The organism is Streptomonospora sp. PA3 (assembly GCF_009728995.1).
Classification (GTDB): domain Bacteria; phylum Actinomycetota; class Actinomycetes; order Streptosporangiales; family Streptosporangiaceae; genus Streptomonospora.
In genome coordinates, this window is the sequence record NZ_VTZW01000008.1 from 406,533 (window position 1) to 419,644 (window position 13,112).

Below are 13,112 nucleotides of genomic sequence, written 5' to 3' on the forward strand. Positions count from 1 at the left end.
CCGTGGATGATTCACCGTGGGTCGCGCGGTGACCTCCCCCAGCGCACACGGGGAACGACGATCGCGGCGAAGCATCAGCACGCCCCCGCCGGCCGCGTCGTAGTACATGCCTTGGGGGCCGGCGTCGCACCCGGCCGGCGCCGCCGGGCACCGCTGGTCCTGGGCCTGCCGTCCTCGCCGCGGCACCGGAGGCGGTGCGCCTGGCGGTCTCCGACGACGGGGGGCCTCCACGTCCTGACCCCGTACCAGCACCTCACCGCAAGCCGTCCTCGCGAGGATCCGCCGTCGGCTCAGCGGCGGCGAGCATCGCGGAAGTCGCCTCGGCGAGGCGTTTCGCATCGGCGGGGTCGAGGGTCTTCAGATCGAGCGGTACCGGCTTGTCGCGGTCCACCGCGGTCAACGGCACTCTGGGTGGTGAGTCGAGGAACGCGTGCACCGGTGCGATCGCCCTTTCGACGGACCGGGCGGCAATCGCGGCAACGGTCTTGATGACCGCACGAGTCAGCGGACCGACCTGCTCCATCGCGGAGTCGCCGCTGCGGGTGAACCCAGGGTGATAGAGGACGTAGGGGACCTGCTCGCCGAATTCCGCTGCCATCGCGACCCCCAGGAGGTCGTTGGCACGTCCGGCTTGCAACTGCGCGGCGATGGTGAGGTAGCGGCGTCCCATCCGGAGGTCGTCCCAATGGATCTTCCCGGAGGTGAGTCCGACTCCGGCGATGTTGACGATCACCGGCTTCGAACCCGCGGAGAGGGCTGAGATGAGCCCGTGCCCGAGCAGGTAGCGACTCAGGTAGTAGAGGGCGAAGGTCGACTCGAATCCGTCGCTCGTTTCAACCCGCCGCGGTGATTGGCGGTTCGCCGCCAGCACCAAGCCGTCGATGCTCTCGTAGGTGGCGGTGACGTGGTCGATCACCGCACGGTTGCCGGCGAGCGTGCTGAGGTCTGCAGCCAGGAACTCGATCCGGTCAGCCAGCTCAGAGGCCGCGGCGTCGGCGAGCAGGCGCTCGCCCTTCCTTGGGTTGCTCCCGACCGCGAGAACTCGGTCACCTCGTGCTGCCCGGCCGAGCACGACCGCTCGTCCCATCCCGTCAGTGCCGCCGGTGACGACAACGGTCCGGTCCGTCCTGGCCGACGCATCAGGGTGTGTGCCGTCGTGATGCGGGTTGACCATCTCGTCTCCCTAGTTACCTTTGGTTAGTACCTCCATCATCAGTAACCGGCCCGGTTCGCGGAAGAAGGCAGTTCGATGTCAGGAACGAACACCGATGTGCCCGCACCGCTCGACACCCCGTTGCCGAGCCCGGTACCGGGGGACGAGCACGAGCAGTGCCCGGTGACCGACGTCCTGCGCCGGGTCGGCGACAAGTGGACGGTGCTGGTTGTGGTGCTGCTCGGGCAACGACCGCATCGGTTCAACGAGCTTCACCGCGGCATCGAGGCGATCAGTCAGCGCATGCTCACCCGCACGCTGCGCGGGCTGGAAGAAGACGGATTGGTTCATCGCGAGGTCTTCGCGACGGTCCCGCCCAGCGTCCAGTACAGCCTCACGCCCCTGGGCAAGTCCCTACTGAAGCCGCTGTCCGGCCTCGCCGAGTGGGCCATCGAGCACCAGTCAGCCATCGCGGAAAGCAGGCGCGTCAATAACCGCCCATTCCGCAGAACCTGACGTGGCGACCGTGCGCCCCGCCCAATGGAGAATCCACGCCACCCGGCTGATCGGCGAAAACCGCCACAGCCGCCTGTCCACCATGGACGTGGAGCCGCCCGACGGGACGCGGTTCACGCAATACGCGGCGAAGATGCCGCCCGCCGCCATGACGCTGGTCGCCGACGACGACTGGCAGGTCCTGCTCATATACCGCCACCGCCTCCTCATCGACCAGTGGGTCTGGGAACTGCCCGGCGGCTACGTCGACGTCGGCGCATCCGCCATCGTCGCCTCGTACAGGGCGCTCAGTCCTCGATGACCTGTCGCGCCCGCTGAGCGAACGAGTCGACCTCGGCCGGCTCGGCCTGCGGACGCAGGCGAATCCCGACGTTGCGGAGATACCACAGCGCCCGCTTCGATTCCTACCCTTCGATCGGATCGACCGCCTCGGACGCCTTCCCCAGCGCATCGATCGGCTCCGGGGCGCGCCCGCCGGGGACTCGCGGCCCCGCGCCCGCGGTGCGGGCGCTGCGGCGCGCGCGATCGCCTCCCGGTCCGGCGGGTCCAGCGGGTCCGGCGCCCGCGGCGCGCCCGCCTGCGCCGTCGGCGGACACCGGCGGGTGCCTCCATCACCGCGCCGCGTGAAAGGGCTCTCACCTTCGGTTCAGCAACGCCTCATGGGCGGGGACCAGGCTTGCCGGTGTCCCCGGCGGGTCCCGCCACCACCAGAGCACAGGGGTTGCAACCATGCCCGTATCGCCCGCGTCCGCCTCCACCGACGTCCAGGTCCACCGGCTCTCCGACGCCCGGCGCGCCGCGTTGAAGGTCTCCTACACCGCGCGCGCCCTCGACGGCGACCGCCCCGCCTACCTGCTGAGCGGGCCCGGCGTGCGGCCGAGACACGGCGACGTCGTCCTCGCCGAGGTCACCGAGCTCGGCAAGCACACCCGGCTGGAGTCGGCGGCCGGCAGGCGCGCGCACCTCTTCCCCGGCGACGAGGTCCTGGTGGCCTACGGAGCGCGCTACGCCCCCGACCAGTTCGAAGCCGAGCTCCCCGGGGACCTGCGCGCCTGCGACCTGGTCGCGGCCGGGGGCATCGCCTCGCAGGTGCTCAGCGCCCACGCCGACCTCGCCGTGCCGACGCGGCTGCAGCCCGCGGGGCTGGCGGCGACCGCCTCCGGCCGGCCCGTCAACATGGCCGACCTCGCCGCACCCGGTGCCGCCCCACAGATCCCGCGGCGCGGCGGCGCGACCACCGTCGCCGTCGTCGGCACCTCCATGAACGCCGGCAAGACCACGACGGCAGCGGCGCTCGTCCGCGGGCTGACCTCCGCCGGCTACCGGGTCGGAGCGGCCAAGGTCACCGGCACCGGGGCGGGCGGCGACCGCTGGATGCTCCAGGACGCCGGCGCGATCGCGTCGCTGGACTTCACCGACGCGGGCCTGGCCACGACCTACCGCGTGCCGGTGGACCGGATCCTCGCCGCCGCCCGCGGCTTGCACGACCGGCTGCTCGCCGCGGGCGCCGACGCCGTCGTGCTGGAGGTCGCCGACGGCGTGCTGCAGCCCGAGACCGCCGAGCTGCTCGCCCCCTCCGCGCTGCCCACGCTGGTGCAGGGCTGGGTCTTCGCGGCGGGCGAGGCCACCGGGGCGCTGTACGGCACGCGGCGGCTGAGCGCGGCCGGGCTGCCGGTACTGGCGGTCAGCGGCCGGGTGACCGCGTCGCCGCTGGCCGTGCGCGAGTGCGGGCAGCTCCTCGACATCCCGGTGTACGGGCCGGCGGAGCTCGCGGATCCGGCGATCGCCGCGGGCCCGGCCCTGCGCCCCCTGGTGGATCCGGTGGCGGAATGGACGGCGTGAGGGCGGCGGGCCCGGGCGCGGCGCCCGGCGCGCACAATGGGGCGCCGACGGCAGGCACGGGCACCGGCGGCGATGCTGCGCAAGCGCCGCCCCGCCTGCTCTCGGGCCGCCGCCGGTGGACGTTCGCCCTGCTCGTCGCCGTCGGGACCGGTCAAGCGGCGGCGGCGATCGCGTGGGGGGCGCTCGTGGGCAGGTTCGCCGGCGCGCTCGACTCGGCGGGGAACGCCGGGCCGCAGGCGCCGCACACGCCGACGCTCCTCGCCTGCCTCGCCGGCCTGATCGCGGCCGGCGCCGCGCTGCTGTTCGCCGAGCGGGTGCTCGCCGAACGCCTGGGCCAGTCGTGGGTGGTCGACGTGCGCACGAGCCTGTTCGACAGGATCGCCGCCGCACCCGCGCGCGAGGCGGGCCGCGGGCGGTCCAACGGCGGCACGTCGCTGCGGATGATGGGCAACCTGAGCGCTCTGCGCCGCTGGGCCTGCCTCGGACTCGCGAAACTGGCTGTCGCGGTCCCGCTGCTGACCGGCTGCCTCGCGGCCTTCGCGCTGATCGCACCGGCGATCGCCGCGGTGGCGGGCCTGATCACCGCGTGCGGCCTGGGCGCGACCGCGGCCCTGTCGCCCTGGCTGCGGACGGCGCACCGCAGAGCCCGCCGCCGGCAGGCACGGGTGGCGGCGCACGTGGTGGAGCGGGTCGGCGCACCGCTGGTGGTCCAGGCGTTCGGCCGCGAGCGCAAGGAGCGGCGGGTCCTCGCCCACCGCTCCCGCCGCCTGGCCGAGGCCCAGGTCCGCCGGGCGCGCGCCGTCGGCGCGGCCCGGGCCCTCGGCGAGGCCACGACACTGGCGGCGACCGCGGGGGTGCTCGCTGCGGCCGCGGGGGCGGGCCAGGGGCCGGGCGCGGCGACGGCGGCGATCGCGGTCGTGGGGATCATGGTCACCCCGCTGCGCGAGCTCACGCGGATCAGCGAATACCGTTCGGCCTGCGTCGTCGCCATGCGCCAGGTCCGCACCGAACTCGCCCGCCCGCGCCGCCGCCTGCCGGGCAGGGGCGCTCCCGGACTGCCGGAGGGCCCGGGCGAGGTGGAACTGCGGGGTGTGCGGGTCGACGGCGTGCTCGCCCCTGCCACCGCCCGGGTGCCTGCGGGCCGCGTCGTCGCGGTGACCGGCCGCAACGGCAGCGGCAAGTCCACGCTGCTCTCGGTGATCGCCGGGCTCACGGCGCCCGACGGAGGCCGGGTGCTGCTGGACGGCGCCGACATCGCCCGGTGCCGGGCCGACTCGGTGCGCGGTGCGATCGGGCTCGCGGGCCCGCACCTGCCGCTGCTGCGCGGCACCGTCGCCGAGAACGTGCGTTTCGCCGACCGCAAGGCCGACATGCGGCGGATGCGCGAGGCGATCAGCGCCAGCGGACTGGACGAACTGCTGGCGGAACTGCCGCTGGGCCTGCAGACACCGGTGCGGGAGGGGGGCGGCGGGCTGTCGGCGGGGCAGCAGCAGCGGGTGGCGCTGGCACGCGCGCTCCTGCCGGGTCCCCGGCTGCTGCTGCTCGACGAGGCCGACGCGCACCTGGACACCTGCGCCGCCCAAGCCGTGGACCGGGTGATCGCCGGATTCGGCGGCACCGTCGTGGTGGTCACCCACCGTCCCGAGCGGCTGAGGTCGGCGGACGTCGTCTGGCGGCTCTCCGGCGGCGTGCTGCACGAGGAGCTGCCGCCTTCGGCCGCCGACGCGCAAGGGCCCGAACCGCCGGAGCCGCGGGAGCCCCGGGCGCTCCAGCCCGCCGACCGGTGGGCCCTGCGCCGCGGCCGGCCACCGGGCGATCGCGCGTGCCGCGCATGTGCCGCCTCGAACGGATATCGACGTGGTCGGAGCTGAGCCACCCGCGCCGCACGCGCGAGGAGCCGCCGGCCACGGTCGTCGCTGCACTGCCAGAGCGACGGGGACACGCCCACACCGTCGACGTCAGTGCCACCGTCCGCCCGGCCCCCGCCCGAAGCCGGCGGGAAGGAGCATGCCAGGGGAGCACCCCCTCCGGATGGAAACCGCGTGACCACGCCCCGGATTACGACTATTCACAACAAAACGTCGATAACGCGTGAATACTGACATGCCGACTCGGCATTGGGGCCGCACGACAGGTATGAATAGTCGAACCCGACGGATGTGAGGCCCTCCCGTGAACGAAACACCGGAAACCGCCGGCGCCCCATCATCGATCGACACCACGGTCGTGCACTCCGCCCGCGTGTGGAACTACTGGCTGGGCGGCAAGGACAACTACGCCGTCGACCGCGAGGTCGGGGCCCGGATCGCTGAGCAGTACCCCGTCATCATCGAGGTCGCCCGTCAGGACCGGGCGTTTCTGCGGCGCGCCATCCGCTACCTGGCGGCCGAGGCCGGCGTCCGGCAGTTCCTCGATGTCGGCACCGGGATGCCCACCCACAACAGCACCCACGAGGTCGCCCAAGCCGTCGCCCCGGACTCGGCGATCGTCTACGTCGACTACGACCCGCTGGTGCTCGCCCACGCCACCGCGCTGCTGACCAGCACGCCGGAAGGCTTCACCGACTACGTCCACGCCGACCTGCGCGAACCCGACACCGTCCTCGCCGAGGCCCGCAGGCGCCTGGACTTCGACCGCCCCGTCGCCCTGAGCCTGATGGGCATCCTCGGCCACATCCCCGACGAGCAGGTCTACGGCATCGTCGCCCGCTTGATCGAGGGCCTGCCCCCCGGCAGCTACCTCGCCCTGTGCGAGGGATCCAACACCGACCCCGAGGGCAACGCGGCCATGGACGACTACAACCAGGCGGCACCGCTGCCCTATCGCGTGCGCAGTCCAGAAGACATCGCGAGGTTCTTCGACGGGTTGGAGATGGTCGAGCCGGGACTCGTGGCATGCCCGCAGTGGCGCCCCGACGACATCGAGGTCGGCCAGGCACGCGAGACGCTCACTCGCTGCGGCATCGGCCGCAAGCCCGGGGCCTGCTGATTCATCGCCTAGGCGCAGGCCGATGCCCAGCGCCGCCGACGCCTGGCCACCATCCGGGCACGCCACGGCGACATACAGCACCGGGTGGACCGGCGGCGGACGTGCGGTCATGCTCGACGGCGCAGCGGCCCGCCGCCAATACTGCGAACACTCCGGGGGACGCGTCTCCACCGAACGATCAGGCGCGTCAAGGAGCCCTTTTCAGCCGGGCGGGCGGGGCACGGTAGTCGGGTTGTAGGAAGGTGTCCGTCTCCGCCGGGTTGGGCGTGGGCACCACCACGGCCTACCGGTACCTCACCGAAGACATCGACGTCCTGCCGGCACCGGGTCCCATGAACCACGCCAGGAGCCATCGGGCGCTGCGGTCAGACCCGCTTGAGGTCCCACACGCACACCCGACCGTCCTTCGAACCGGTCACCGCGACCGGAGGGCCGGCCGCGAGGCCCACGTCCAGGCATCCCGCATCCGATGCCCAGCCCCGGGCCGCCCGCGCGACTTCGGGCGCCCCGTCTTCGGCCGGCCGCAGTGGATGTGGTGCCCCTCGTCGCAGGCGAACCGGGCCGGCTCGCCCCCGCAGCCACACCTCCCCGCTCGCGGATGCTCCGCCTGAGACCGGGCGCCGGGACCGGGCGATCGGACACCGACAGGCGGCGCGGCGCCTGGTGCCGCTGGGGTCGAATGCGAACCGCGAGCTAAAGCGCGCCGATGAAATCCGCAAAACGTCATCGCGTTTTTTGTGCACGCGGAACTCAACCACAAAACCGAATGGACCACGAGGGGTCACACGAACGTCAACCCGACCCCCGGCGGTCGTCGACTACAGTCGCGGACGGACATGGCGAGATCCGAATGCCGCCTATTACTTCAGGTCAGGCGCAGCCGATCCCGGTACCCTCCGAGCAAAGCGAAGCGCCATAACCACAGGCGTGTTATATACCTCACAGCAAAGTCATGGGATCATCCGAGCATGCCGGAAAACCCCCAGGCGGAGCGAACACCGCAATAAAGTGCAGTGGTCAGAGAACATTTATTGATCTTGCATAGGACACTACACCGCCAACCGACTCTGGTTAAAATCCGGAAACCGTACGTTCACCGAACCAGTTGCTTGACATGGACATTTTTACGACTCTAACATGTTGACTAGAGATCAGCTTACTCATATTGAACGGGGCACGAAGGACATGACCCTGTCACGTGGAGATACAGGTCTGAGTGGGCGACACTCCCTGCCCTCCTCAACCCTCGAAGGCGAGCAGACAGTAGCGTGCCATAATCCCTCCGAAGTAATTCCTGGTCGACACTTACTGCTTGTCGAGCATCAAGAAGACGACGCAGAAAGACTTCTCGCCGTCTTGCGCAGACACGGCTACACCGTCGATACCGTGGACACCGGCCATCAAGCCCTGGAACGGTACCGTTCGGCTGACATGGTCATTCTCGAACTCGACCTTCCGGACCTGGACGGCCTGAAAGTCTGCCGGACAATCCGCGCTGAAAGCGATATCCCGATAATTGTCGTGACCGACCGCGGTACCGAACTGGATCGAGTGCTGGGTCTGCAATCCGGTGCCGACGACTACATCGTCAAGCCCTGTCAGCTGCACGAGACTCTTGCGCGGATAGACGCGGTTCTGCGGCGGACCCGATCCCCCGAGCAAAGGTCATCGAACATCTTCCGCGGCCCCTTGCAGCTCGAAGCCGCATCGCGCGAGGTACTGCTGGACGGAACCGCTGTTCGACTGACCCGCAAGGAGTTCGACCTCCTCCACATTCTCGCCTCCGAACCAGGAAAGGTTTTCTCCCGGCAGGAGCTCATGAAGCAGGTCTGGGGTGGATCGTGGTCGCGCCGCACGCTCGACACCCACGTAAGCAGTATTCGCCGGAAGCTCGGTCCGGGGGAATGGATCATCACCGTACGAGGCGTGGGGTTCCAGTTCGCCACGACTTAGTCGGAGCCGGGCAGATCTATTGCCCCGGCCCCTTCATAACCACGCGTTGGCCACCGGGTTCATCCGCTGCCTGAAATTCCGGTCGCCGACTGATTCGGTCACCCGCGGGCAGTGGACGGCACGAGGGTCCCGTTGCCCCCGCTGTCCGCCGGACCGCAGCCGCCTGAGTCCTTCTCGAGACAATCACCGGCCGCCCTGTTCGCGCCGCGTTCACCGCACCAGGCAACCGGGCCGGCTCAGCATCGACCCTCATCCGACACACCGCGGGCCGCCGTTCCAAGTGCGGGCCATGGATGGAGCGGATACCTGCTCCTTCCCCACCCATGGCCACTCATCGGGGCACTTCGGCCGATCATCGACGCCTTCGCCGGGACGGGTTCAGATCCATAAGTCTTCTGGAACGGCGGCCGACGACGGCCGCACCGCCGGCAACGACGACCTGCGGTCTGCCCTGCGAGCCGTCAAGAGGTCGAGGTCGGATACTTGACGGGGAAGCCATGGGACCGCGCAGCGACCACCACCACCAGTACCGGCACCAGGAGCAGAAGGACGCTCCAAGGGAAGGATGTCGTGCCGAGCATGTCGAGCAGGATGCCGCCGATGACGCCACCTCCAGCCATGGCCCCGTTCCACAAGGTAACCAGCATGGCCTGCGCCGGATCACCGCCCGCATCGGTCGCCGCGGTCTGCAGCAGAGTCGGGACGCCTCCCCACCCGAGGCCCCACAGCAATACCGCCACGTAGACGAGAGCCGGAATGCCGGCAAGAACCGCCAGCATGGCGGCGGCCACAGCCACCAGGATGACACTCGCGATGGTGAGGGCTCGCAGCCGCCGGTCGATGAAGTTGCCGACAAACCAGATGCTTACCAAGGACGCGCCACCGAACAGCAGCAACGCGAATCCGACGGCCTTGCCCATCCCCACGCCGTCGAGGAATGTCGCGATATAGGTGTAGAGGATGGTGTGCGCTAGCACGAAGACCAGGGTGACGATGAGGACGGGCACAACACCGGGGATGGTGAGCGCTCGCAGGACCGATGTCCTGCCCTCCGGGTGCTGGCCTGAGCGCTCCGGTGCCAGCAGGAGGATCCAGCCGATGACGACAAGGGCGAGCAGGCTCATCAGTGTGAATGTCACACGCCAGCCGACATAGGTGCCGATGAACGTACCCGCCGGCACCCCGAGCGAGAGGGCGACCGGAATTCCCGCCATGACCAGCGCGATCGCCTTTCCTTGAAGGTGATCGGGAGCCAAGCGGCGCGCATACCCGACGAGCATCGCCCACGCCAGGCCCGCGGCCACACCCGCGACGAAACGTGCCACCATGATTAGGAGGTAATCACCGGAGAACGCTGTGACGGTATTGGCCAGCGCGAAACCACCCATCGCAGTAAGCAGCAGCCTCTTGCGCCGCCACCCCGCCGTGGCCGCGGACAGCGGGATCGCGGTGAGCGCCGTCCCGATCGCATAGATCGTCACGACCTGCCCCATTGCGGATTCACTGACTCCGATGTCAGCACTCATCTGGGGGAGGACGCCCGCGGGTAGAGTCTCGGTAAGGACCGTAATGAAAACCGCTGTGGACAGCGCCAATAGCGCAGCTTTAGGAAGCCTCTGGCCTTTGGCCTCGTTTTGGGATAGTTGTGTGCTGTCGGTCGACATGACTGCAGACTCAAACCTTCACATCTATGTGAAGGTCAAGCCGTTGGGATGTGGGGTAGGTTACATGCGGATCGGGGAGCTTGCCGAGCGCACCGGAACGTCCCGCAGACTCCTCCGCTATTACGAGGAGCAGGGGCTGATCGCCTCCAAGCGCTGCTCGAACGGCTATCGCGACTATGACGAACGATTCGTGGACCGGGTCATACAGATCAGAGGGCTCCTCGACGCGGGCCTGCCGACACGCATCATCAAGCAGATCCTGCCCTGCCTTGACAAACCCAGAGTGATCCACTTCTCCGACGCGACACCGGAGATGATCGCCACTTTGGAGCGGGAACGCGATCGGATGACCGAGCGCATCACCTACCTCACCCGCAACAGGGACGCGGTCTCCGACTACCTCGAGACCGTGCGCAGCAAGGGCCGCTCAGGGGTTACCTCGTCCACGGTGTAAGCCTCCGCCGGCAGGCTGAGGCGCGGCGGCGCCGGAGGGCGTCAACGTCGACCCGGATGGGCAGCACGCCGCGCTGCTCCGCCGCGGTCGGTACCGGATGGCGACGTGTAGGCATACGTTGAGGCGGCAAGCGGCGTCGGTGCCGAAAACTGCGGGGGCGACGGCACGGGGCGGCGGCAGTGCTTCACGTGAGCGGTGAGCCTGTTCCACGTGGGCGGCCAGGGGTCGACCGTGCTGACCGCCCCGTTTCGGAAGCATCCTCCGCATGTTCGAGTCTGCGTCGATTATGTCAGCGGACCATCGGACGGCACCGGCCGTGCTCGCAGACGGCGCAGAAGCGGGTGGTCGGCCCGTCGGCCCTCGGACGCGCCCGTCTCGCGCAGCGCCCACCACGCGCTGGCCAGGTTCGAACTGAGGAGAACCCGACCGGAGTCCTGGGCGAGAACCTCCAGGGCGGTCAGGGTGGACATGCCCGTTCCCGTGAATAAGAGAGCGGAACCTGCGGGAACTTCGTGCCGGCGCAGCTTTTCGAGGATCATCCCGGTTGTCACCCGGTAGGGATCGAAGGTATCGCCGACGGGTACCGGGACCACTCCCTCGACCGCGATACCGGATTCTTCCCAGAATCTGCGCGAGATCCTGGTCAACCACGGCTCGTATGGGGGGACGAGCGTCAGTCGCCGCAGCCCCATCGCATCGCAGGCGGCGAGAATGGCTTGGGTCGAAGACTGGACCGGGAAGCCGGTAAGACGCGTCAGCCGCTCGCAGTACTCGCGATCCCCGTCCGGGGACAGCAAGTAGTGCGAGGCGCTGCAGGCGACCACCGCGGCGTCGAGGCCCATCGCACCGAAGTTCGCCAACGTGTCGCCCAGCACCTCATTGTAGGTCGCGAGCATCTCCTTCAGCTCTTTACCGGGCAGCAGCGGAAAACGAGTGGCGTAAAGATTGACCGCAGACCCGATAAGTTGATTCAGCTCAGGTTCGACGGTTGGGTTCTCCGGGGGTACAACCAACCCTATCCGCGGCATTGAGAGCCTATCCATGGTATTACTCCCGCTCGTTTACTACCATCTGCGGCAACGGTATTCCCAGGCGGTCGAAACCGACTCCATAGGCACCGGACATTTTGCACACACCTAACGCTCTTTCATATCTGCTCACTGACTTGACATTGCTTAACGCAGTTCTGACGTTCATATCCTTGATATCCCATCCGCCCTGCGGGAACCTGGTCGTTGAGACGGGCCGCGGGTCTTGTCCGGGGCGCCCATTGAGTGCCCACTACCGGCATGATTCCTTGGCTGAGCAGTTGACCAGCCGAAACAGCCCACGTTCGCGCCGCGGAACCATGGAGAAGATCCGGTGAACACGAAATCAGACGAGGCAGAAACCGACCTGGCCGCAGGTATTCCCCATATATCCGACGCGACCTTGCGGGACTCCGCTCACATGGCAGGTGTCGAGTTCGGTCCGAAGGAGGCCGGGACCATTGCAGAACTTCTGGTGAGGACGGGCGTCGATCTTGTCGAGGTCGGAATGGTATCCGGTCCCTCGTCCAAGGACGCCGATCTCATCGCCGCCACACACGAGGCCATCGGACCGGAACGCAGCCTGACTCTGGTCGTCGTCCGCGACCGCCAGCAGGTGGCCCGGGCACTGGATGAGGCCCTGGGATTGGGAGTCCGCTCCGTCATGCTGTCGATTCCGACCTCGGAAAGGCACGCGGAGCTGAAACTGGGCTCACCCAGTGCAAAGCACACGGCCGCAGTGGCGCGAGCGGCCATCCAGATGGCCAAGGAGCGCGGGTTCCATGTGACATTCAGCGGCGAGGACGGCGCCCGGACTCCGAAAGAGCGGCTGGTTCCCTACGTGACCGCCGGCTTTGCGGCAGGCGCTGATCGTTTCCGGCTCGCGGAGACGGTCGCATGCCTGTCCCCCTGGCAAATGGCCGAGGTGATCGGCGATCTCACAGCGATCGACGGTTCTGAGATCGAGATCCATTCGCACAACATGCTCGGCATGGCCGTGGCGAACTCCCTGGCCGCTCTCAGAGCGGGTGCGCAGTGGGTCTCGGCGACAGTGGGGGGCATCGGCGAGCGCGGGGGAAACGCACCGCTGGCGGAACTGCTGGCCTCCCTCCGGGTCATTCACGGCGATACCCGGTTCGACCTGTCCAACCTAACTCGGCTTTCCGAAGTCGCGCTCAAGGGAGCCGAGCTCGGAGAGGCCTTCCAGCCCGGACCGACCACCCCGCACGCCTTCGCCTACGAACTGCCGGGACAGCTGCTTCACCCGGAGGCCTACGAGACTCTTCCCCCTGAGCTGGTGGGCAACTCCCGTGGGATGCGTGTGCGTACCCGCATCACCCCCGCTCTCGTCAAGTGGGCTCTGGCCGATTCGGACCTCGACGTCGATGCGGAGGTTTTCACCAAGTGGCTCGTCGCAAAGCAGGAGCAGCAGCGGAGCCCACTGCTTGACAAGGATGCGGTCCTGCGGGCCGCAGCCGAATTCCAGTCCAGCTAACCGATTCCACCGATTCGGG

Annotated in this window: 11 protein-coding genes; 8 read left to right on the forward strand and 3 right to left on the reverse strand. The window is 68.7% G+C overall.

Going from position 1 to position 13,112, the window contains the following annotated elements:
* Window positions 1-253 precede the first annotated feature (253 nt).
* A complete protein-coding gene (locus FZ103_RS07650) occupies window positions 254-1,174 on the reverse strand; it encodes an SDR family NAD(P)-dependent oxidoreductase (RefSeq protein ID WP_155999888.1) in 921 nt (306 codons plus the stop codon).
* A gap of 75 nt (window positions 1,175-1,249) precedes the next feature.
* Between FZ103_RS07650 and FZ103_RS07655 the strand changes: the two genes are divergently transcribed.
* From FZ103_RS07655 to FZ103_RS07680, 6 genes are all read left to right on the forward strand, one after another.
* Window positions 1,250-1,669, forward strand: a complete 420-nt coding sequence (locus FZ103_RS07655) for a helix-turn-helix domain-containing protein (protein WP_155999889.1) — start codon at window positions 1,250-1,252, stop codon at window positions 1,667-1,669.
* A gap of 1 nt (window position 1,670) precedes the next feature.
* Window positions 1,671-1,970, forward strand: a complete 300-nt coding sequence (locus FZ103_RS07660) for an NUDIX hydrolase (RefSeq protein ID WP_222936559.1) — start codon at window positions 1,671-1,673, stop codon at window positions 1,968-1,970.
* Window positions 1,971-2,398: 428 nt separating this feature from the next.
* The gene (locus tag FZ103_RS07665; RefSeq protein ID WP_155999890.1) at window positions 2,399-3,511 is read left to right on the forward strand and encodes a DUF1611 domain-containing protein; all 1,113 of its coding nucleotides are present in this window, start codon (window positions 2,399-2,401) and stop codon (window positions 3,509-3,511) included.
* Window positions 3,499-5,382, forward strand: coding sequence for an ABC transporter ATP-binding protein (locus FZ103_RS07670; protein WP_155999891.1), 1,884 nt, complete (start codon window positions 3,499-3,501; stop codon window positions 5,380-5,382). The genes FZ103_RS07665 and FZ103_RS07670 overlap by 13 nt, the downstream gene beginning before the upstream one ends.
* A 301-nt stretch (window positions 5,383-5,683) precedes the next feature.
* Window positions 5,684-6,499: an SAM-dependent methyltransferase gene (locus FZ103_RS07675; protein WP_186355971.1), complete on the forward strand. Its 816-nt coding sequence runs from the start codon at window positions 5,684-5,686 to the stop codon at window positions 6,497-6,499.
* A gap of 1,308 nt (window positions 6,500-7,807) precedes the next feature.
* The gene (locus tag FZ103_RS07680; protein WP_255429847.1) at window positions 7,808-8,452 is read left to right on the forward strand and encodes a response regulator transcription factor; all 645 of its coding nucleotides are present in this window, start codon (window positions 7,808-7,810) and stop codon (window positions 8,450-8,452) included.
* A gap of 461 nt (window positions 8,453-8,913) precedes the next feature.
* Here FZ103_RS07680 and FZ103_RS07685 read toward each other — a convergent pair whose 3' ends face one another.
* Window positions 8,914-10,116: an MFS transporter gene (locus FZ103_RS07685; RefSeq protein ID WP_155999892.1), complete on the reverse strand. Its 1,203-nt coding sequence runs from the start codon at window positions 10,114-10,116 to the stop codon at window positions 8,914-8,916.
* A gap of 64 nt (window positions 10,117-10,180) precedes the next feature.
* On the opposite strand from FZ103_RS07685, the gene FZ103_RS07690 reads away from it, so the two are divergent.
* The gene (locus FZ103_RS07690; protein WP_156000099.1) at window positions 10,181-10,570 is read left to right on the forward strand and encodes a MerR family transcriptional regulator; all 390 of its coding nucleotides are present in this window, start codon (window positions 10,181-10,183) and stop codon (window positions 10,568-10,570) included.
* Between the two features lie 284 nt (window positions 10,571-10,854).
* On the opposite strand, the gene FZ103_RS07695 is transcribed toward FZ103_RS07690, so the two are convergent.
* Entirely contained in the window at window positions 10,855-11,613 is a 759-nt protein-coding gene (locus FZ103_RS07695) for an arylmalonate decarboxylase (RefSeq protein ID WP_155999893.1), read from the reverse strand.
* Between the two features lie 319 nt (window positions 11,614-11,932).
* Here FZ103_RS07695 and FZ103_RS07700 point away from each other — a divergent pair, with 319 nt between their 5' ends.
* Window positions 11,933-13,093 (forward strand): LeuA family protein, encoded by a 1,161-nt coding sequence (locus tag FZ103_RS07700; protein WP_222936561.1) that lies wholly within the window; start codon window positions 11,933-11,935, stop codon window positions 13,091-13,093.
* Window positions 13,094-13,112: the final 19 nt, after the last annotated feature.